Below are 17,748 nucleotides of genomic sequence, written 5' to 3' on the forward strand. Positions count from 1 at the left end.
CAACGCAGTCCCAGCACCATCGACGGTTTGCGCACGGACCTCCCGTGCGATCACGTCTCCCGAGGCCTCCCGGCCTATCGCGATATGACTTCACGCCGTAGCTTGCCCCGCATTTCCCCGGCCGATGTAGGCCGCATCGCCCGCGTCACCGACGAGCGCGCCGCGCCGTCACGCCGCGACATGCTGCGTCTCGCCGCTGCCGGCGCACTGGGTCTCGTGCTCGTGCCTGTCGTACGTCCGGCCCACGCCGCGTACAACATCTGGACCGGGGAATACACGATGACGCGTCAGGAAATCGAGAGCGCGGTCGACAAGCGCTTTCCGACGACGCTGCGTTACGGCCAGTTGCTTTCGGTGGAGTTGACGCATCCGCAGCTCGCCTTCAATCCGCAGGCCAATCGCGTGAACACACAGGTCGATGCGCAGGTCGCAAACGTGCTGATCGGCGGGCAGCCGCTCAAAGGCGTGATCGCGATGTCGAGTGCGCTCAAATACGATCCGGTCAAACGGGCGGTCGTGCTCGACAATCCGAGCGTCGAACGCGTGGATGTCGACGGCATGCCCCCCGCCTATGGCCAGCAACTGAGCGCCGTGGGCGGCACCGTCGCCCAGCAGGTGCTCAACCAATACGCGATCTACACGTTCAAGCCGGAACAACTGCGCTACGGCGGACGCGACGTCGAACCCGGCGCGATCACCGTGCTGCCCGACGGCATCAAGGTCGAGGTCAAGACGAAGTAGCCGAAGCGACGCGATGCGATCTGCAAAATGAAAAAGGGCTGAGTTGCCGTATGGCGCTCAGCCCTTTTTGCATCGCTGCCGATGCATCAGCCTCAATGAATCTACGTCAAAGCATCGACATCGGCGAATCGGCGCAGCGTCCTGCTCAGACCACCGTCAGCGTCACGTCGATGTTGCCGCGCGTCGCGTTCGAATACGGGCACACGATGTGGGCCTTTTGCACCAACGCTTCGACCACGGCACGATCCAGACCCGGCACGCTGATCTTCAGTTCGGCCTGAATGCCGAAGCCCGTCGGGATCTGGCCGATACCGACGCTGCCGTCGATCTTCGTTTCCGCCGGCAGTGCGACCTTTTCCTTGCCGGCGACAAACTTCAGCGCGCCCAGAAAGCAAGCCGAGTAACCGGCGGCGAACAGTTGTTCCGGGTTGGTACCGCCCACGCCCGGGCCGCCCATTTCCTTAGGCACCACCAACTTCACATCAAGCACGCCGTCCGACGAGACGGCGCGGCCGTCACGGCCTCCGGTAGCGGTGGCATGGGCGGTGTACAGCACTTTTTCGATCGACATGACGAACTCCTGGTAAGTGGAAAAACGATCTTAATGCACCTGCCTGACGATAACCGTGACGCTAACCGATTTCACGCGTCCCGTTTGTCTGGCTTTAGACAACAACCTCATATTTATTTATCTACTCATAGATAGATAAATGAATTCAAATAAACGGGAGTCTCGCTCCCGTGTTCCTTCAAATCTGCCGTGCGCTCACGCGCTCATGCGATCGCGCACACCGACGTCACCACATCGCCGAGCCGCGACGGCGACCGGAAGAGCCGCGATGCCATCACGCTGCCCTGAAACCCCGCGAACAGCGCTCGTGCCGCCGCTTCCGGTGAGGACGTCAACTTCAGCGATCCATCCGCCACGCCATCTGCCAGCACCCGTGCCAGCCAAGCCTCGTGGTACGCGAAGAACTTCTGTACGGCTTCGCGCACCGGCTCGGGCAGCGTTTCGATGTCTGCCGCGAGCATGCCGCACAAGCAGATGCGGTGTCCGTCGGCAGCAATACGGCCAAACGCTTCGGCATACAGCAACAACTTCTGAGCCGCCGGCAATGCCTCATCGATGCTTGCCAGCCCTGTACTGATCGACTCGTCATAAGCCTTCACCGCTTCGAGCGCCAGATCTTCTTTGGCGGGGAAGTAGTAATGGATGCTCGACGTCTTCACACCGACCCGCTCCGACAGATCCCGATAGCTGAAGCCGTTGTAGCCTCGCGTCATCAGAAACGTCTGCGCTTGCTCCAGCAGTTGTTCCCTGACGGTGGGGGTTCCCGGCGATGTCGTTGTGCGATTCATGTAGCGAAGTTTATCTACTGGTAGATAGATAAGCAAGATGTTTTTCGGCCGACCTCGATTGTTTCTTTCAATCAGGGCGATAGTTGGCATCGCCGACACCTGCCCGGCCAAAAGAAAACAGCGGCCCGAAAGCCGCTGTCTGGTCTGGCAAGGCTTGCCGACCGGGCCACTGCGGCCCGGCGCGTCGATCAGAAATCGATCTTGGCGTTCAGGCTGACCATACGCGGGTCGGCCGGCTTGATGTAGTTGTCGTACTGATATTCCCAGTACTTGCGGTTCGTCAGGTTGCTGACGGCCGCGCGCAGCGTCACGTCCTTGCCGGCAACGCGCGTGCGGTAGGTCGCGCCGATGTTGATCAGCGTGTAGCCCGACACCGTGAGCGAATTCGCCGGGTTCAGCACCGTGCGGCCGTTGTAGCGGATATCGCCGCCCACCGACAGGCCCGGCACATACGGAATCTTGTAGTCGACGTTACCCGAGAGCACGAAGCGCGGCGCACCGCCTACACGATTGCCGTCGAAGCCGTTCGTGCGCGAGTACCAGCTATCGAGTGCCATCGCGCTGGCGCCCAGCGTCCATTGCGTACCCAGCTTCACCGAGCCGGCCATTTCGATGCCCTGATAGATCGACTGCCCGTCCGACACACGCACGTTGCTGCCATCCGTGTACACGGCGCCGCGCTCGATGCGGAACAGCGCCGCCGTTGCGCTCCAGTTCGACTGTTCCGTCTTCACGCCCACTTCGTACTGGCGGCTTTTCACCGGGTTCAGCACGGCACCCGCATTCGCGTACTGCACGGCGACCACTTCACCTGCTTCCAGCGCTTCGACGTAGCTCGCATAGGCCGTGGTATTCGGCGTGAGCTTGTACATCACCGCGATGGTCGGCGTGACCACACCGTTCTTCGAGTACGTCGACACGCCCTGCGCGTTCGTCTGGTTGTAGTTCGTGAAGCGAACCCCGGCGAGTACCGACCAGCGATCCGTGAGCTGCACCGTGTCCGACGCGAACGCCGAGCGTTGCTCGATCGCGCTGGAGCGTTGTGCCTGAAGCGGCGTGCCGTTGCCGTAGTACTGATACGACGTGCCCTGATACAGATTGCCCAGATAGGTCGGGCTGTAGACGTAAGCGTAGTCGTTCGTCTGGTACTGCGAGGCGATGCCGAACGTCAGTTGATGGGCAAACGGGCCCGTGCGCAGCTTGCCTTCGGCCGTGATCTGCCAAGCGCGGAACATGTTCGTCTCCGAGCCCAGATCGTTCTGACCGCTGAAGTCGCCGGCACCGTTCAGCAGATACAGCGTCGCTTCGTTACGGTCGCGCGTCGATTTGTTGAACGCGTAGTTCGCCGACACCTTCCAGTCCGGATTGATCTGATATTGCAGACCCGTCGTGTAGAACTGCGTGATCGTGTTCAGGTGCGTAGCCTGCGTTTGCAGGTTCGACGTCGACGCGTTGATCGGACCGGGCAGTTGATTGCCCGTGAAGCTGTACGTCGACAGCGACGGCGACGTGCCCGTTGCGCGGCGGTCCTGATACATCGCGCCGAAATTCCACGTCAGATCGCGCGTAATGCGGGCATCGAGCGCGACCGATACCGTATCGCGATTCAGATTGCCGTCCGTATAAGTGCGGCCCTCTTCGTGCGTGTAATTCAGGCGAGCGCCGAACATATCGTCCGGCCCGGCGCGCCCGCCCAGATCGACGTGCTCACGCCAGATCCCCTCCGAGTGGAAGCCCACGTCCACGCTGGCGATGCGCTCGTCGGTGGGCTTCTTCGTCACGTAGTTGATCACGCCGCCCGGCGCCACAAAGCCGTACATGAAGCCCGACAGGCCCTTGAGCAATTCCACGCGATCGAACTGTTCGTACGGCATGGTGACGCCGTAGGTCATCACCGGGAGGCCGTCGAGCTTGAAACCGTATTGCCAGTCGATCGGCATGCCGCGCACATAGACATAACCGGCCCACGCATCGAACGCGTTACTGCCGTCGGTAACCGAAGCATCGGTCGAGAACACGTCGCCGAGCTTGGCCGGTTGCCGTTGTTCGAGTTGTTCCTGACTCACCACCGTGGTCGAGAACGGCGTATCGAGCTGGCTGCGCGAGCCGAGCGCGCCGTTCGACACCGACTGCTTCAGGTTCTGCGGCGTTTCGCGCAGCACCGAGCTGGTCACCGTCGTGGCCTTGAGCGTGGCCTGCGTGGCCTGCGCCGTGCTCGCGTCGTTGGCGGGTGCCGTGGTGAGCGCAGGCGTCTGGGCACTTGCATCGGCCGACTGGGCCAGCGCCGGGGCGCTCACGCCCAATGCCAGCATAGCGGCGAGGGTGATCGGCGTGAACCGAACGAACTGGGTGCCGGAAATCCGGCGGCCGGCCGTGCGGCGCGCACGTGAGGCGTAATCGAAAGACATGACAAAAATCCCGAGTGACAGAGGCAAAAAGCCTGTTTGCTAATTTTGTTAATGAGAATCGTTAACGTTCTCATTCGTGACGCGGGATGGTAGCAGACTGTTACGCATCGTCAACAAACGTTGAGCCGTGCCGGGAGAAACAACACCCAAATACAACATTCACAACATTCCAAATCCTTACAGCGCGGGGAATATTGACGACGGCGGTGTTTTTTGTCAGGCGCCCTGCGACGCGAGCGCATCAGGATCGGCGGGGAGGCATTCGGCGTGTGAGCCGCGGGGATTGAGCGAGGACTGAGCGAGGACTGAGCGGGGATCGAGGGGGCGTCGATACCAGCGCGAAATCCGCGATAAATAAGCTAGTATTGCGGCACTGTCGCCTACCGGGCGGCCAATTGACTGGAACGCCGGTCCTTATCAGGGGCCGCAGCGCATTGTGGTATGGAACTCGACGCCATTGATTTGAAGATTCTGCGGGAGCTGCAAGCCGACGCCCGCCTCACCAACGTGGAACTCGCCTCGCGCGTGAACCTCTCGCCCTCGCCTTGTCTGGCGCGGGTGAAAGCGCTCGAAACGGCGGGTTACATCCGGCAGCGCGTGACGTTGCTCGACCCGGCGCGTCTCGGGTTGCACATCAACGTGTTCATTCACGTCACGCTGGAGAACCAGCATCGCGACGGCCTCGACGCCTTCGAAGCCGCCGTCACCGCCCTGCCCAACGTCATGGAGTGTTACCTGATGTCGGGCGACGCCGACTATCTGCTGCGCGTGATGGTGGCCGACATGAGCGCCTACGAGACGTTGATCACCGATCGCATCTCGCGCATCCCCGGTATTCGTAACATCCGCTCCAGCTTCGCCCTCAAGCAGGTGCTTTACACGACTGCCGTGCCGGTACCCGACGCGTCCGGCGATGCCTGAGGGCACGTCGCACGTCGGTCAACAACTTGCCTTGCACACGGCCGCCATGCTCTTTGGCGCGTCGGCGTTGTTTGGCGAGCATATTGCGGCATCGAGCACGATGATCGTGTTCGGGCGCGGGCTGTTCTCGTGGCTGGCGCTCACCGTCATCGCCATGGCGGGACTCGCCGGCCTGCGCAGTGCTGCGCGGCTCTCGGGCGGCGCGCCATGGCAGGGTCTCGCCCCGTCGTCGGCCGTGCGCCTGCTCATCGCGGGCGTCCTGCTCGCCGTGCATTGGCTGGCCTTCTTTCTCGCCATCAAAGAAGGCGGGGTCGCCGTCGGCACCCTCGGTTTTGCGTGCTTCCCGGCGTTCGTCATCCTGCTCGAATGGCCATTGCGCCGTGAGCGTCCGACGCTCGGCGACGCGGGTGTCATTGCGCTGGTGTGCATCGGGCTTGCCCTTGTCACGCCGCAATTCGACTGGCAGGCCAACGCCACCATCGGCCTCGCGTGGGGCGTGCTTTCCGGGGCGATCTACGCCGTCATTGCGCTCTCCAATCGGGTGCTCGGTGCGCAGGCGTCGCCGTTGCAGGCCAGTTGGTGGCAGTGCCTCGCCATCGTGATCGTGCTCGCGCCCTTCGTCGGCCGTGAGGCGCTCGACCTGCCCGCATCGCAATGGGGCTGGCTTGCGTGCCTCGGCATCGTATGCACGGCGCTCGCGTACACGTTATTCATCCACGCCTTGCGCACCGTGAAAGCGAGTCAGGCCGCCGTCGTCATTGCGCTGGAACCGGTGTATGCGATTGCGTTTGCATGGGTACTGTTCGGCACCTCGCCCACGCTGAAGATGCTCGTGGGCGGCGCGTGCATCGTCGGGGCCGTTGCATGGTCCGGCTGGATGCGCGGGCGTCGCGGCGCCCACTGATTCCGGCGGCCATAACCACAAACAGGGGCCGGAGCCCCTGTGTGTGAATGTGAAACAAACTGCCGCCGATCAGATAAACATACCGCCCGAAGCTTCGATGCGTTGGGCGTTGATCCAGCCCGTTTCATCGGCCAGCAGCGCCGCCACCATGCCGCCGATATCCTCGGCTTCGCCCACTCGACCGAGTGCCGTGTTCGCGGCAACCATCTGATTCACGCCCGAGTTGTCGCGCACCGTGCCGCCGTTGAAGTCGGTGGCAATCGCCCCCGGCGCAACGGTGTTGGCCCGAATGCCGCGCGCGCCCAACTCTTTCGCGAGATAGCGCGAGAACACCTCGATGCCGCCCTTCATGATCGCGTAGGCCGATGCCCCCGGCAGCGAGAAGCGCGCCAGACCGCTCGACACATTCAGAATGCGTCCGCCGTCGGCGATCAACGGCAGCAGCGTCTGCGTGAGGAAATACGGCCCCTTCAGGTGAATGCGCACGAGGTCGTCGAACTGCGCTTCGGTCGTTTCCGCGAACGGTGCGTGCAACCCCGTGCCGGCGTTGTTCACGAGGAAGTCGAACGTGTCGCGCTTCCAGACTTCCTTGAGCACACGCTTCACTTCGGCGGCAAACGGAGCGAACTGGGCGCTGTCGGCAACGTCGAGCGGCAGGGCGACGGCGTTGGCGCCAAGCTTGCCGATCTCGGCGACGACCGCGTCGGCTTCAGCACGCTGGCTGCGATAGGTAAGGATGACGTCGATACCGCGACGGGCGGCGGCCAGTGCCGAAGCGCGGCCCAGACCGCGGCTGCCACCGGTGATTAGAACGATCTTGCGGGTCATGGTGTAACTCCTGAGTTCGAGCGCTGCATGCGGTAGGTGCTGTCAACGCCTCGGTATCAACATCCTATTGCAACGAATTCCACCAATAAACCCGATGAATTTGATTAAACTGATCAAATTCCGATAACAATCGACCGGCACGTTTGCCGGATACTCCCCGCCATGCATCAACTCGACGCCATGCGCATCTTCGTCCGGGTGACGGAGACCGGCAGTTTCACGCAGGCCGCCGACAGTCTGGGACTGCCGCGCGCCAGCGTATCCAACGCCATCAAGCAACTCGAAACCAAACTGGGCACGCGCCTGCTCCATCGGACCACCCGGCGCGTGCAACTCACGCAGGACGGTCAGGCGTGTCTGGAGCGCTGCAAAGACCTGCTCGCCGATATGGAAGAGTGGGAGACGATGTTCGTGGCGCGCGACGAAGCGCTCACGGGGCGGCTGCGCGTGGATCTGCCGGCGACGATTGCACGCACCGTCGTGATTCCGCAACTCCCGGCGTTTCTGGCGCTGCACCCGGCGCTGCGTGTGGAATTGTCTAGCACCGACCGGCGTGTCGATCTCGTGCGCGAGGGGTTTGATTGTGTGTTGCGGATCGGCACCAATGCCGATTCGACGCTGATTGCGCGGCCGCTAGGGTCGTTACGGCAGGTGAATGTCGCGAGTGCGACGTATCTGAAGCGCTATGGCGAGCCCAAGTCGCTCGACGACCTGCGTGAGCATCGGTTGATTCACTACACGACCACGCTTGGCACGCGCCCCATCGGCTGGGAGTATTTCGATGGCGAGCGTTACGCCCAGTGGCCAATGGACGGCGTGCTGACCGTGAATAACACCGATGCCTATCAGTCGGCCTGTCTCGCGGGACTCGGGTTGATTCAGGCGCCGGAAACCGGCGTACGCACGCATCTGGCAGAAGGCACGTTGCGGGAGGTGATGCCGGACTTTCAGGCCGAGCCGCTGGCGGTGACGTTGCTCTACGCCAACCGCCGCCACCTGCCCCGCCGCGCGCAAGCCTTCATGAACTGGCTCGCCGATTTGCTCACACCGAAGCTGACGGCAACCGAGGGCAAATAGGCACAACTGGCACACCAGCACATCAGCCAGCACATCGGCCAGCACGTCATCCCGCGCCGGATGCCGCGATGTGCCTTACAGCCCCTGCTCCACCATCGCCACGAGCCGATACCCAAGAGCATCGACTTGCGCATCGGGCAGGTCGCGCAACGGCCCGTCGATCACCAGCACCGACAAGCCGTGCACGGCGGCCCAAGCCAGATATTCCGCGCCGGGCCGCTGCGACGGCGCAATGACCCCCGCCGCCAGCATCCGGTCGAGCGCCGCACTGAGCAACTGAAACGGGTTCAACCCGCTCGCGCCCGCTTTTTCCGGATCGGCCGGCCCGCGCACATTCTCCGAGCTCGCAAACGCCGTGCGAAACAGCCCCGGATGCTGGCGTGCGTAATGCAGATAGCCAATCCCCACCGCCCGCAGACCAGCACGCGCAAGGGCCACCGCGTCGTCCTGCGGCATCGCGTCTAGCGTCGCCAGTTCGCGCTCGATCGCCACCGCCAATTCGGCCAGTGCGGCGGAGCGCACCGCATCCAGCAAGTCCTGCCGGTTGGCAAAGTGCCGATACGCCGCGTTGGGAACCACCCCGGCGCGGCGGGTCGCTTCACGTAGGATCACGGCGTCCGGTCCACCATCGCGCGCAAGCGCAATCCCCGCCTCCAGCAAGGCCCGGTGCAGGTCCCCGTGACGGTAAGTCGTGCGCACCGGCCCCGCTGTCGTGTCTTCTTCTGTCATTGCAACTCCTTGTGGACAGTGTCCATTATGTCTGCTATTGTTTGTGTACACTGTCCACAAAGGCAAGTTGCAGTGCGCAAAAAGCGTCATTTGCACTCGCCGGGATGGTCGACGCAGGCGTTATTCCCTCCCGCTTTCATGCCGCGCCCGCGTTCATTTCAGTCGTTTCATTTCGTTTCGATTCGTTTCATTTCGTCGCCGTTGCAGTCCCCCCGAAGTCACACGCTTTGCATCAGGAGGCACTATGGTTGAGACGTATCCCGCACACGGCGACGAAGCCGCCATTCGTGCGATCAATGCGGCATGGCTCGACGCCGTGCGCAACAAGAAGGTCGGCACACTGTTCGCGCATTACGACCCCGAGGTCGTGCTGTTCGACGTGATGCCACCCACCGAGCATCGCGGTATCGAGGCGTACCGCCAGTTGCTCGAGAGTTGGTTCAGCCATGCGGTCGGGCCGATTCATTTCGAAGTGGCGCAGTGGCAACTCACGCTCGCCGGCGAACTGGCGTTTAGCCACAGCGTGAACACTGTGCGCAATACGAGCCCGGACGGCCAGTCGCGCGGCGCCACCGTGCGTGCCACCGTCTGCTATCGCAAGACAGAGGGCCGCTGGCGGGTCGTGCACGAGCACGCGTCGGTGCCGATGGCGCTGGCACCGTGTTGAGCTGTCACCGTTGATTCATCTTGTTTGAGCGCATCAAGGGCCGTCGCCTGCGGGTGTCAGCCCCCCATCCCCAGAAGAGATCGAGGAGCATTCCATGCAAGTTCATTCCTATCTGTTTTTCGAAGGTCGTTGCGAAGAAGCGCTGGAGTTCTACAAGAAGGCGTTGGGTGCCAAGCCCGGCATGCTGATGCGCTACGGCGACAGCCCGGAATCGTGTCCGGAAGGCATGCTGCCGCCGGGCAGCGACAACAAGATCATGCACGGCGAGATCACCATTGGCGAGACGATGGTCATGGTGTCCGACGGACGCGTGAGCGGTAAGCCGAATTTCGGCGGCTTCTCGCTGTCGGTCGACTTCACCGACAGCAAAGACGCCGAAAAAGCCTTCAACGCGCTGGCCGACGGCGGCGAGATCGGCATGCCGCTCGGGCCGACCTTCTTCGCCATCACGTTCGGCATGGTCAAGGACCGCTTCGGCATGAACTGGATGGTCATCGTGCCGCGCGAGATGCCGAAGGCCTGACGATCGGCCGCAAGAAGAAAGCAAGCAGCAAGCAAGCAGCAAGCAATGCATCGGCCCGCCCGCTCAAGGGCGGGTCTGCGGGCATCGGGTTGGCAACAACGCGATGCCCGTTTCGCATGCGGCACAACCGTCGCCCCTCGCCAACAGATTCCGCAAGCCTGTGCTATCGTCGCCGCCATGCCTCCAGTGATCTCAATCCAAAATCTGTCGAAGACGTACGCATCGGGCTTCCAGGCGCTCAAGAACATCAGCCTGGATATCCATCGCGGCGAGATCTTCGCACTGCTCGGCCCCAACGGCGCCGGCAAGACAACCCTCATCAGCACCATTTGCGGCATCGTGCGGCCCACCTCGGGCACGGTCACGGTCGACGGTCACGACATCGTCACCGACTACCGTGCGGCGCGTGAAGCCATCGGTCTCGTGCCGCAGGAGCTGACCACCGATGCCTTCGAATCGGTGTGGGCCACGGTCTCTTTTTCGCGCGGCCTGTTCGGCAAGCCCGCGAACCCGGCGCACATCGAAAAGGTGCTGCGCTCGCTCTCGCTCTGGGAGAAAAAAGACAACCGTCTCATGCAGCTCTCGGGCGGTATGAAGCGGCGCGTATTGATCGCCAAAGCGCTCTCGCACGAGCCGCGTGTGCTGTTTCTCGACGAACCGACCGCCGGTGTCGACGTGGAACTGCGCCGCGACATGTGGCGGCTAGTGCAGTCGCTGCGCGAGACCGGCGTGACCGTCATTCTCACCACGCACTACATCGAAGAAGCCGAAGAAATGGCGGACCGCGTGGGCATCATCACCGGCGGTGAAATCACGCTGGTGCAAGAGAAGACCGAACTGATGCGCCGCCTCGGCAGCAAGCACCTGACGCTGCAACTGAGCGAACCGCTCTCGGCCGTGCCCGATGCGCTGGGCGGCTACGGCCTCACGATCGGACAGGAAGGCAACGAACTGGTCTTCTCCTACGATGCCAACATCGAACAGACGACCATCGCCGCCCTGCTGCGCGATCTGGAGCGCGCCGGCATCGCTGTGAAGGATCTGAATACGACGCAAAGCTCGCTCGAAGACATCTTCGTCTCGCTCGTGCACAAAAAAGAAGGATGAGCCGCGCCATGAATTTTTACGCCGTGAAGGCGATTTACAACTTCGAGATGGCGCGCACGCGACGCACGCTGATGCAAAGCATCATCTCGCCCGTGATTTCGACGTCGCTGTACTTTGTGGTGTTCGGCGCGGCCATCGGCTCGCGCATTCCGGAGATCGAGGGCGTGCCGTACGGCGCGTTCATCGTGCCGGGCCTGATCATGCTCTCGCTGCTCACGCAGAGTGTGTCGAACGCCTCGTTCGGGATCTACTTTCCACGCTTTACCGGCACCATCTACGAGTTACTCTCGGCACCGGTGTCGTACATGGAGATCGTGCTCGCCTATGTCGGGGCGGCGGCAACCAAGTCGGTCATTCTGGGTGTGATCATGCTCGGCACTGCGGCACTGTTCGTGCCGCTGCGCATCGAGCATCCGTTCTGGATGATTCTGTTTCTGGTGCTCACCGCGATCACGTTCAGCCTGCTGGGCTTCATCCTCGGCATCTGGGCAGACGGCTTCGAGAAACTGCAACTCGTACCGCTGCTCATCATCACGCCGCTCACGTTCCTCGGCGGCAGCTTCTACTCGACGCATATCCTGCCGCCGTTCTGGCGCACGGTGACGCTGTTCAACCCGGTGGTGTATCTGATCAGCGGGTTCCGGTGGAGCTTTTACGGGCTGGCCGACGTCAGCGTCGGCGTGAGCCTCGGCATGACGCTGGTGTTCCTCGCCGTGTTCGTCGCCGTGATCGCGTGGATGTTCAAGACGGGCTACCGTCTCAAGAACTGACTTCGTTCAGCTTCAGATCGGAGGGGTCTCGCGGAACGCGGGCATCCCCTCTGCCTGCGCGGAGAACCGGGCCACTTCCGGAAACTCCGCGCTGAAATCGACCTCCGGCAAGAGCAACTGGTGAAAGCGCCACGCCACGGCAATCGTCACGCCATGCTCGCCGATCGCGTCCGGCGTTGCCTGAATCGGCACCTGCGCCAACTCCACCTCCAGCCCGCGAAACGCTGCACGCACCTGCGTGCGCACACGATCCGTCCAAGGCTCGTGCCGCTTCTCGAGCGGACGCAGTTCGCGCTCATACACCAGTTGCACCGACTTTTCGCAGGCCGCCAGTGCCAGCCCCGTCAGGCGCAAGGCGCGCAGCCGCTCGGCCGGATCGACCGGAATCAAGCGCTGTTCGGCATCGACCAGTGATTCCAGATATTGCAGAATCAGCGTCGAGTCCATCAGCACCGTGCCATCGTCGGTGATCAGCGTCGGGGCCTTCACCACCGGGTTGATGGCGGCGAAGGCGTCGAAGGTGCTGAACACCGACAGCGAGCGATGCTCGTACGGCAGGCCAAGCAGCTTCAGACAAATGGCCGTGCGGCGTACGTACGGGGAATCCAGCATTCCGATCAATTGCATGTCTCGCTCCAGTGGGCTTCGGGCTTCGGGCGTGGCCCGCATCCGCACAAGCATAGCGGACGCGCCGCGGCCCGCAAATCGAATTCCTTTGCGGCTTTCTGCCAATTCCGCTCACAAGCCGCGCCAGTGACCTTGAGCGGTTCGCTGAATTCGGTCATCTTTGCCGGGAACATGTGAATCCACAACCTGTCGCCTGCGAGTGAACGCTATGGCAGGTAAAATGATTCGCACGGCTGACTCGACAGGGAGACGTTTCATGAACATCCTGATGGTTCTGACCTCGCACGACCGCTTGGGCGACACGGGCAAGAAGACCGGTTTCTGGCTCGAAGAATTTGCCGCCCCCTATTACGTCTTCATCGACGAAGGGCTCGCCGTCACGCTCGCCTCACCGGCCGGCGGACAACCGCCGCTCGATCCGAAGAGCGACGAGCCCGACGCACAGACCGACGCCACGCGCCGGTTTCGCGAAGACCCCGACGCGCAGAAGGCCCTCGCCACCACGCTGCGGCTGGCCGACGTCAAGCAGGACGACTACGACGCCGTGTTTTATCCCGGCGGCCACGGCCCGCTGTGGGATCTCGCGCAAGACCCGAATTCCATCCGTCTGATCGAAGCTTTCGAGCGCGCCGGCAAGCCCATCGGCTTTGTCTGCCACGCGCCCGGGGTGTTATTGAAAGTGCGCGACGCCAATGGCGAGCCGCTCGTACGCGGACGTCACGTGACGGGCTTCTCCAACGATGAAGAAGCGGCCGTCGGGCTGACCGACATCGTGCCGTTCCTCGTGGAAACCGAACTCGCGAAACTGGGCGGACTGTATGAAAAGGCCGACAACTGGCAATCGCACGTCGTCGGCGACGGCCGCCTTGTGACCGGCCAGAATCCCGCCTCGTCCGAAGAAGCGGCCCGCACGGTGCTCGCCATGATGGAGCCACGTCTGCCATGAGTCCTCCTGCCCGCCCGACGATGGCGAAAACGACGGCCACGGCCGTGGCCGCAGATGTCGACGTGCGGCGTCTGGTGCCGGCCGATGCACTCGCCTTTCAGGCGCTGCGTCTCGCCGGCTTACAGGCGCACCCGGAAGCGTTCGGTTCCAGCTATGAAGTCGAGAAAGACTGGCCGATCGAGCGCGTGCGCGAGTGGCTGGAGGTGCGCCCGGATGTGGGCGTCTTCGGTGCGTTCGATCGCCAAGGCGGCGACGAGCGTCTCGTGGGCGTACTCGGTCTCGGCCGGCAGAAGGCCAGCAAGTTCGCGCACGTGGGCTTTCTGTGGGGGATGTATGTGCAGGCCGACAGCGTCGGGCGCGGCATTGGCCGGGCGCTGATCGAATCGGCGGTGGCGCTCGCGCGTTCCCAACCCGGCCTGCGCCATCTGACGCTGCAAGTGAGTGCGACTAACCGGGCGGCGATCGCACTCTATCAATCGTTCGGCTTTGTCGAAATCGGCCGTGAGCCCGATGCCATGCGCATCGGCAACACGTATCAGGACGAATTACGCATGTACCTGCCGATTTCGACGCACTGAGCGCTGACGACGGCGGTTCAGGCTCAGATCTTTTCCATTTCGTACGGGCCGAGGTAGTCGGTCTTGCCGACGGCCACGCCTTGCGCGCGCAGAATGTCGTGCGTCGTCGTCACGTGGAAGTAGAAGTTCGGCAAGCCGAATTTCAGCAGGTAATCCACGCCGTCCATCGTCGTTTGATGCGCCTTGAATTTCAACGTGATCTCGCGCGACTCCGCGCCTTCGAAACGGTCTTCGAGCACGCCCGCGATAAACGCTTCGGTATTGGCGATGCGATCGCGCAGTTGATCGAACGTGGTTTCGTTGTCTTCGAATTTCGGCGATTCCACACCCGTCAGCCGTGACACGGCGAACTTTGCCGTATCGCTGACGCGCTGCACCTGAGCGGTGAAATCGAGCATGTCGGGGGCCAGTTTCGCCTTGAGAATCGACTCGGGATCGAGCGCCTTTTCCTCACAGTGCGCGCGCGCTTTCTTGATGTAGTCGGCCATGACGGTCAGGCCGCGCAGGTAGACGGGAACGGTGGCGCGATAAAGGGAAATCGACATAGTGAGGCTCCTTCCGGGGGCAGGGACGTGGGCGCAGCAGGCACTGCGCCGTGCAAACGCACATGCTATCAGCGCGTGGAAATTCTCGCCGTGGACCCACCCCCCTTCACGCCCCCGTCACGTCCGAGCGCGTGCTGCTAGTGCTGCTAGGTCTGCTAGGTCCGCTACTTAGCGCTGTCGCAGGTGCGCGTAGCACTCGCCGTAGGCTTCACAGCCGGGGCACCCCGGTGCCGGCGCAGGCGCACGGCCGTAGGCACTGGCGCAGGCTTCCGCGAGAAACCGCTTCCAGCGCAGATTCAGTGTGTTTTCCGCCGCGAGGGCCGGGAAGAAGTGGGTGAGCAGTGCCGTGACATCGTCACGCCCGGACAAGCCCAGATCGCGCCAAAGGTGATCGGGACGCAGACAGGCCGTGGCGAGAATCGTCGCCATATCGGCGGCGTCGGTCGGATGCAGAATCGGGTCGGCGCGGCGGCGCAGCATCTCGCGCATTTCCACCACGAACGTGGCGTGGGCCGCCCACGCGGGCGTCGGCAGATCCGCCACCAGCGCCCGCCACTCGGCAGGCACGGGGGCGAAATGGCGTCGCAGCAATTCCGCGAATGCGGCCCCCGACAGCCCGAGCCGGGCAGCCCGCTCGGGCGTCGCGTTCGGGACGAACAACGCGGCGAAGATCGCGCCCTCAGGGCGCGCGTGCGAAGGTTGCAAAGGCGTCAACGATGTCTCCATCGTCATGCAGCAGGGTCGGCAGGGTCGCTCAGGCAACCGCCACGATCACGCTCGATGCCTTGACCAGTGCAGCGGCTTCACGACCGGCTTGCAGGCCGAGGCGCTTGGCGCTTTCGTTCGTGACGATGGCCGCGATCACCGCGCCGTTATCGGCCTTGATCTCGACTTCGCTGTTCACTGCGCCGGTTTCCACGCGCGACACCTTGCCGGTGATGACATTGCGCGTCGACACCTTGCTCGCGTCGGCATCGACCATCACGATGACCGACGATGCCTTGATCAGCGCCACGGCCTCGCTGCCTTCTTTCAGACCGAGGTTCACGGTGCTCTCGTGCGTGATGACCGCGACGATTTCCTGACCCGCATCGGTGCGCAGCGTCACTTCGTCATTGACAGCACCACGTTGCAGGGCGACGACCTTGCCGGTGAACTGGTTACGTGCGCTGGTCTTCATCGGGAATCTCCATTCATTGGTTCGGACAATACGTGAGACGCGGCGTGTTGTTCAGTGTTTCATACCGTGTGCCCCGCAGTGGGTTGAAGTATAGCGGGTCGACCTGACGGTGACATCCAACTTGCGGTGATATGCTTCATCAGCATCCGCCATGCCCCACGTACGCACTGCACCGCACTGTCCCGCCTTGCGAACAGGAGTCCTCATGGGAACGCCCCGTCACATCCCCACGCCGACGCAGGCCGCATCATTCGCCCGCCTCTGTGTCACGCATTTCGCGAAACCGACCAACATCGGCATGACGCTGGCCTTTGTCGCCGGCTATATCGACGTCGTGGGCTTCATTGCGCTGTTCGGCCTGTTCACCGCCCACGTCACCGGCAACTTTGTGATGATTGGCGTGCAGCTCGTGGCGAGCACACATATCGGTGTGCTTGCGAAATTGCTCGCGTTGCCGGTGTTTGTCGCGGTGGTCGCGATGGTGAAACTCGCGGTGCAGGGCTTCTCGCGTGCCGGGCGCCGTCCGTTGCGCTTGCTGCTGGGCGTGCAGACGCTGCTGTTGCTCGGTTTCATGATCGTGGGCCTGATCGCGCGCCCCATCGTCTCGGCCGATGCCCCGCTGGCGATTCTGGCGGGCATGCTCGGCGTTGCGGCGCTGGCCATTCAAAACGCCGTCGGACGGCTGCTGCTGGCCGACCTCGCTCCCACGACGATCATGACGGGCAACACCACACAGATCGTGATCGACATGGTGGAACTGGCGAGCGGCAATTCGGGCGACGACAAGGCCGCGCGCACCCGCCTGAAGAAGATGATTCCCGCGTTGGCGGCGTTTGCCGTCGGCGCGGTTTTCGGCGGGTTCGCGTATCACGGGACGAGCTTCTGGTGCGTGCTGTTGCCCGTGGCGCTACTGAGTGCGCTAGCCGCAGCAAATGAGTGACGCCTCGGGGCGCAAGGCATCAGGCACTGCGCAGAACGCGCGATAATGACGCCCGGCGCGCCTCAGTGACGCCCGGTGCGCGCGGCGCACCTCAGAACATCACAAACCAAGACAAGGAACATCGGAATGAAGCTGGAATCGCAGTGGGTGCTCGTCACGGGCGGTGCCCGCGGTTTGGGTGCGGCCATCACGCGCGCCGTGGCGCGCGAGGGCGCGGGGGTAATCATCAACTATCTGCGCAGCGATGTCGCCGCGCGCGCCTTGGCCGAATCGCTCGGGCCGCGCGCGATCGCCTTGCAAGCCGATGTGACCGACGAGAAAGCCGTCGCCCGGCTCTTTGCCGAAGCCCGCGAGCGCACCGGCGCACCGATCGTCTCGGTGGTGAACAATGCCTTGGCCGACTTCCGCTTCGACGGCGACGCGCGCCCGCAACTGGCCGATATCTCGTGGTCGCGCTTCACGCAACAGTTCGAAGGCGCCGTCAAAGGCGCGCTCAATACCATGCAGGCCGCGTTGCCGGGCATGCGCGAGACCGGCTTCGGGCGCATCGTGAACGTGGGTACCAACCTGTTCCAGAACCCGGTGGTGCCGTACCACGACTACACGACCGCCAAGGCCGCGCTGCTGTCACTGACACGCACGGCCGCCAACGATCTCGGCCCCGACGGCATCACGGTGAACATGGTCTCCGGCGGCTTGCTGCGCGTGACCGATGCGAGCGCCGCCACGCCCGAGGCCGTGTTCGACCTCATTGCAAGCCTCACGCCGCTGCGCCGTGTCACGACGCCGGAAGAGTTCGCCGACGCCGTGCTGTATTTCCTCTCGCCATGGGCGCGCGCGGTGACGGGGCAGAATTTGATCGTGGACGGGGGCTTGGTGAAAGGCTGACGAGGCTAAT

General features: G+C 63.1%; 21 protein-coding genes. 12 read left to right on the plus strand and 9 right to left on the minus strand.

Going from position 1 to position 17,748, the window contains the following annotated elements:
- Positions 1–84 precede the first annotated feature (84 nt).
- Positions 85–741 (plus strand): DUF1439 domain-containing protein, encoded by a 657-nt coding sequence (locus tag PIN31009_RS21415; protein ID WP_343039043.1) that lies wholly within the window; start codon positions 85–87, stop codon positions 739–741.
- A gap of 145 nt (positions 742–886) precedes the next feature.
- Here PIN31009_RS21415 and PIN31009_RS21420 read toward each other — a convergent pair whose 3' ends face one another.
- The 3 genes from PIN31009_RS21420 to PIN31009_RS21430 all read right to left on the minus strand — a co-directional run bounded on the left by PIN31009_RS21420 (position 887) and on the right by PIN31009_RS21430 (position 4,508).
- Entirely contained in the window at positions 887–1,312 is a 426-nt protein-coding gene (locus PIN31009_RS21420) for an organic hydroperoxide resistance protein (RefSeq protein WP_058377748.1), read from the minus strand.
- 203 nt (positions 1,313–1,515) lie between these two features.
- Positions 1,516–2,100, minus strand: a complete 585-nt coding sequence (locus PIN31009_RS21425; protein WP_150791525.1) for a TetR/AcrR family transcriptional regulator — start codon at positions 2,098–2,100, stop codon at positions 1,516–1,518.
- Positions 2,101–2,288: 188 nt separating this feature from the next.
- Positions 2,289–4,508, minus strand: a complete 2,220-nt coding sequence (locus tag PIN31009_RS21430; protein WP_150791526.1) for a TonB-dependent siderophore receptor — start codon at positions 4,506–4,508, stop codon at positions 2,289–2,291.
- A gap of 441 nt (positions 4,509–4,949) precedes the next feature.
- Here PIN31009_RS21430 and PIN31009_RS21435 point away from each other — a divergent pair, with 441 nt between their 5' ends.
- The gene (locus PIN31009_RS21435; RefSeq protein ID WP_058377746.1) at positions 4,950–5,429 is read left to right on the plus strand and encodes an Lrp/AsnC family transcriptional regulator; all 480 of its coding nucleotides are present in this window, start codon (positions 4,950–4,952) and stop codon (positions 5,427–5,429) included.
- Positions 5,422–6,333: a DMT family transporter gene (locus PIN31009_RS21440; protein WP_150791527.1), complete on the plus strand. Its 912-nt coding sequence runs from the start codon at positions 5,422–5,424 to the stop codon at positions 6,331–6,333. Before PIN31009_RS21435 ends, PIN31009_RS21440 begins: the two co-directional genes overlap by 8 nt.
- Positions 6,334–6,402: 69 nt before the next feature.
- Here the strand turns inward: PIN31009_RS21440 and PIN31009_RS21445 are convergent, their stop codons facing one another.
- A complete protein-coding gene (locus tag PIN31009_RS21445; RefSeq protein ID WP_150791528.1) occupies positions 6,403–7,161 on the minus strand; it encodes an SDR family NAD(P)-dependent oxidoreductase in 759 nt (252 codons plus the stop codon).
- Positions 7,162–7,323: 162 nt separating this feature from the next.
- On the opposite strand from PIN31009_RS21445, the gene PIN31009_RS21450 reads away from it, so the two are divergent.
- Positions 7,324–8,238 carry a LysR family transcriptional regulator gene (locus tag PIN31009_RS21450; protein WP_150791529.1) on the plus strand — a complete coding sequence of 305 codons (915 nt, stop codon included), beginning with the start codon at positions 7,324–7,326 and terminating at the stop codon, positions 8,236–8,238.
- Between the two features lie 75 nt (positions 8,239–8,313).
- Here the strand turns inward: PIN31009_RS21450 and PIN31009_RS21455 are convergent, their stop codons facing one another.
- Positions 8,314–8,967, minus strand: a complete 654-nt coding sequence (locus PIN31009_RS21455) for a TetR/AcrR family transcriptional regulator (RefSeq protein WP_150791530.1) — start codon at positions 8,965–8,967, stop codon at positions 8,314–8,316.
- Positions 8,968–9,211: 244 nt separating this feature from the next.
- Between PIN31009_RS21455 and PIN31009_RS21460 the strand changes: the two genes are divergently transcribed.
- From PIN31009_RS21460 to PIN31009_RS21475, 4 genes are all read left to right on the plus strand, one after another.
- Positions 9,212–9,634 carry a YybH family protein gene (locus tag PIN31009_RS21460; RefSeq protein ID WP_150684908.1) on the plus strand — a complete coding sequence of 141 codons (423 nt, stop codon included), beginning with the start codon at positions 9,212–9,214 and terminating at the stop codon, positions 9,632–9,634.
- Between the two features lie 94 nt (positions 9,635–9,728).
- Positions 9,729–10,157 carry a VOC family protein gene (locus PIN31009_RS21465; protein ID WP_150684909.1) on the plus strand — a complete coding sequence of 143 codons (429 nt, stop codon included), beginning with the start codon at positions 9,729–9,731 and terminating at the stop codon, positions 10,155–10,157.
- Positions 10,158–10,334: 177 nt separating this feature from the next.
- A complete protein-coding gene (locus tag PIN31009_RS21470) occupies positions 10,335–11,264 on the plus strand; it encodes an ABC transporter ATP-binding protein (RefSeq protein ID WP_150684910.1) in 930 nt (309 codons plus the stop codon).
- Between the two features lie 8 nt (positions 11,265–11,272).
- Positions 11,273–12,034, plus strand: coding sequence for an ABC transporter permease (locus PIN31009_RS21475; protein WP_058377738.1), 762 nt, complete (start codon positions 11,273–11,275; stop codon positions 12,032–12,034).
- Between the two features lie 12 nt (positions 12,035–12,046).
- Here the strand turns inward: PIN31009_RS21475 and PIN31009_RS21480 are convergent, their stop codons facing one another.
- On the minus strand, positions 12,047–12,661 hold the full coding sequence (locus PIN31009_RS21480; protein WP_150684911.1) for a glutathione S-transferase family protein: 615 nt from the start codon (positions 12,659–12,661) through the stop codon (positions 12,047–12,049).
- A gap of 256 nt (positions 12,662–12,917) precedes the next feature.
- Between PIN31009_RS21480 and PIN31009_RS21485 the strand changes: the two genes are divergently transcribed.
- Together PIN31009_RS21485 and PIN31009_RS21490 are read left to right on the plus strand one after the other, a co-directional pair.
- Positions 12,918–13,607: a type 1 glutamine amidotransferase domain-containing protein gene (locus tag PIN31009_RS21485; RefSeq protein ID WP_058377736.1), complete on the plus strand. Its 690-nt coding sequence runs from the start codon at positions 12,918–12,920 to the stop codon at positions 13,605–13,607.
- Entirely contained in the window at positions 13,604–14,185 is a 582-nt protein-coding gene (locus PIN31009_RS21490) for a GNAT family N-acetyltransferase (protein ID WP_150684912.1), read from the plus strand. The genes PIN31009_RS21485 and PIN31009_RS21490 overlap by 4 nt, the downstream gene beginning before the upstream one ends.
- A 23-nt stretch (positions 14,186–14,208) precedes the next feature.
- Here PIN31009_RS21490 and PIN31009_RS21495 read toward each other — a convergent pair whose 3' ends face one another.
- From PIN31009_RS21495 to PIN31009_RS21505, 3 genes are all read right to left on the minus strand, one after another.
- Complete coding sequence (locus PIN31009_RS21495) at positions 14,209–14,730, minus strand: DUF1993 domain-containing protein (RefSeq protein WP_150684913.1); 522 nt, start codon at positions 14,728–14,730, stop codon at positions 14,209–14,211.
- Between the two features lie 168 nt (positions 14,731–14,898).
- Entirely contained in the window at positions 14,899–15,444 is a 546-nt protein-coding gene (locus PIN31009_RS21500) for a nitrogen fixation protein NifQ (RefSeq protein ID WP_246185795.1), read from the minus strand.
- 40 nt (positions 15,445–15,484) lie between these two features.
- On the minus strand, positions 15,485–15,910 hold the full coding sequence (locus PIN31009_RS21505) for a TOBE domain-containing protein (protein ID WP_058377731.1): 426 nt from the start codon (positions 15,908–15,910) through the stop codon (positions 15,485–15,487).
- Positions 15,911–16,115: 205 nt separating this feature from the next.
- On the opposite strand from PIN31009_RS21505, the gene PIN31009_RS21510 reads away from it, so the two are divergent.
- Both PIN31009_RS21510 and PIN31009_RS21515 read left to right on the plus strand, forming a co-directional pair.
- On the plus strand, positions 16,116–16,850 hold the full coding sequence (locus PIN31009_RS21510) for a YoaK family protein (RefSeq protein WP_150791531.1): 735 nt from the start codon (positions 16,116–16,118) through the stop codon (positions 16,848–16,850).
- 126 nt (positions 16,851–16,976) lie between these two features.
- On the plus strand, positions 16,977–17,738 hold the full coding sequence (locus PIN31009_RS21515; RefSeq protein ID WP_150791532.1) for a 3-oxoacyl-ACP reductase: 762 nt from the start codon (positions 16,977–16,979) through the stop codon (positions 17,736–17,738).
- Positions 17,739–17,748: the final 10 nt, after the last annotated feature.

This window comes from Pandoraea iniqua, assembly GCF_902459685.1.
Classification (GTDB): Bacteria; Pseudomonadota; Gammaproteobacteria; order Burkholderiales; family Burkholderiaceae; genus Pandoraea; species Pandoraea iniqua.

What these genes read in the sequence shown, in the direction of transcription:
- PIN31009_RS21435 (WP_058377746.1), top strand. Translation starts at nt 4,950, where the DNA reads ATGGAACTCGACGCCATTGATTTGAAGATTCTGCGGGAGCTGCAAGCC.
- PIN31009_RS21475 (WP_058377738.1), top strand. Translation starts at nt 11,273, where the DNA reads ATGAATTTTTACGCCGTGAAGGCGATTTACAACTTCGAGATGGCGCGC.
- PIN31009_RS21460 (WP_150684908.1), top strand. Translation starts at nt 9,212, where the DNA reads ATGGTTGAGACGTATCCCGCACACGGCGACGAAGCCGCCATTCGTGCG.
- PIN31009_RS21440 (WP_150791527.1), top strand. Translation starts at nt 5,422, where the DNA reads ATGCCTGAGGGCACGTCGCACGTCGGTCAACAACTTGCCTTGCACACG.
- PIN31009_RS21505 (WP_058377731.1), bottom strand. Translation starts at nt 15,910, where the DNA reads ATGAAGACCAGCGCACGTAACCAGTTCACCGGCAAGGTCGTCGCCCTG.
- PIN31009_RS21465 (WP_150684909.1), top strand. Translation starts at nt 9,729, where the DNA reads ATGCAAGTTCATTCCTATCTGTTTTTCGAAGGTCGTTGCGAAGAAGCG.
- PIN31009_RS21425 (WP_150791525.1), bottom strand. Translation starts at nt 2,100, where the DNA reads ATGAATCGCACAACGACATCGCCGGGAACCCCCACCGTCAGGGAACAA.
- PIN31009_RS21470 (WP_150684910.1), top strand. Translation starts at nt 10,335, where the DNA reads ATGCCTCCAGTGATCTCAATCCAAAATCTGTCGAAGACGTACGCATCG.
- PIN31009_RS21420 (WP_058377748.1), bottom strand. Translation starts at nt 1,312, where the DNA reads ATGTCGATCGAAAAAGTGCTGTACACCGCCCATGCCACCGCTACCGGA.
- PIN31009_RS21515 (WP_150791532.1), top strand. Translation starts at nt 16,977, where the DNA reads ATGAAGCTGGAATCGCAGTGGGTGCTCGTCACGGGCGGTGCCCGCGGT.
- PIN31009_RS21480 (WP_150684911.1), bottom strand. Translation starts at nt 12,661, where the DNA reads ATGCAATTGATCGGAATGCTGGATTCCCCGTACGTACGCCGCACGGCC.
- PIN31009_RS21490 (WP_150684912.1), top strand. Translation starts at nt 13,604, where the DNA reads ATGAGTCCTCCTGCCCGCCCGACGATGGCGAAAACGACGGCCACGGCC.
- PIN31009_RS21450 (WP_150791529.1), top strand. Translation starts at nt 7,324, where the DNA reads ATGCATCAACTCGACGCCATGCGCATCTTCGTCCGGGTGACGGAGACC.
- PIN31009_RS21430 (WP_150791526.1), bottom strand. Translation starts at nt 4,508, where the DNA reads ATGTCTTTCGATTACGCCTCACGTGCGCGCCGCACGGCCGGCCGCCGG.
- PIN31009_RS21510 (WP_150791531.1), top strand. Translation starts at nt 16,116, where the DNA reads ATGGGAACGCCCCGTCACATCCCCACGCCGACGCAGGCCGCATCATTC.
- PIN31009_RS21495 (WP_150684913.1), bottom strand. Translation starts at nt 14,730, where the DNA reads ATGTCGATTTCCCTTTATCGCGCCACCGTTCCCGTCTACCTGCGCGGC.
- PIN31009_RS21485 (WP_058377736.1), top strand. Translation starts at nt 12,918, where the DNA reads ATGAACATCCTGATGGTTCTGACCTCGCACGACCGCTTGGGCGACACG.
- PIN31009_RS21415 (WP_343039043.1), top strand. Translation starts at nt 85, where the DNA reads ATGACTTCACGCCGTAGCTTGCCCCGCATTTCCCCGGCCGATGTAGGC.
- PIN31009_RS21445 (WP_150791528.1), bottom strand. Translation starts at nt 7,161, where the DNA reads ATGACCCGCAAGATCGTTCTAATCACCGGTGGCAGCCGCGGTCTGGGC.
- PIN31009_RS21455 (WP_150791530.1), bottom strand. Translation starts at nt 8,967, where the DNA reads ATGACAGAAGAAGACACGACAGCGGGGCCGGTGCGCACGACTTACCGT.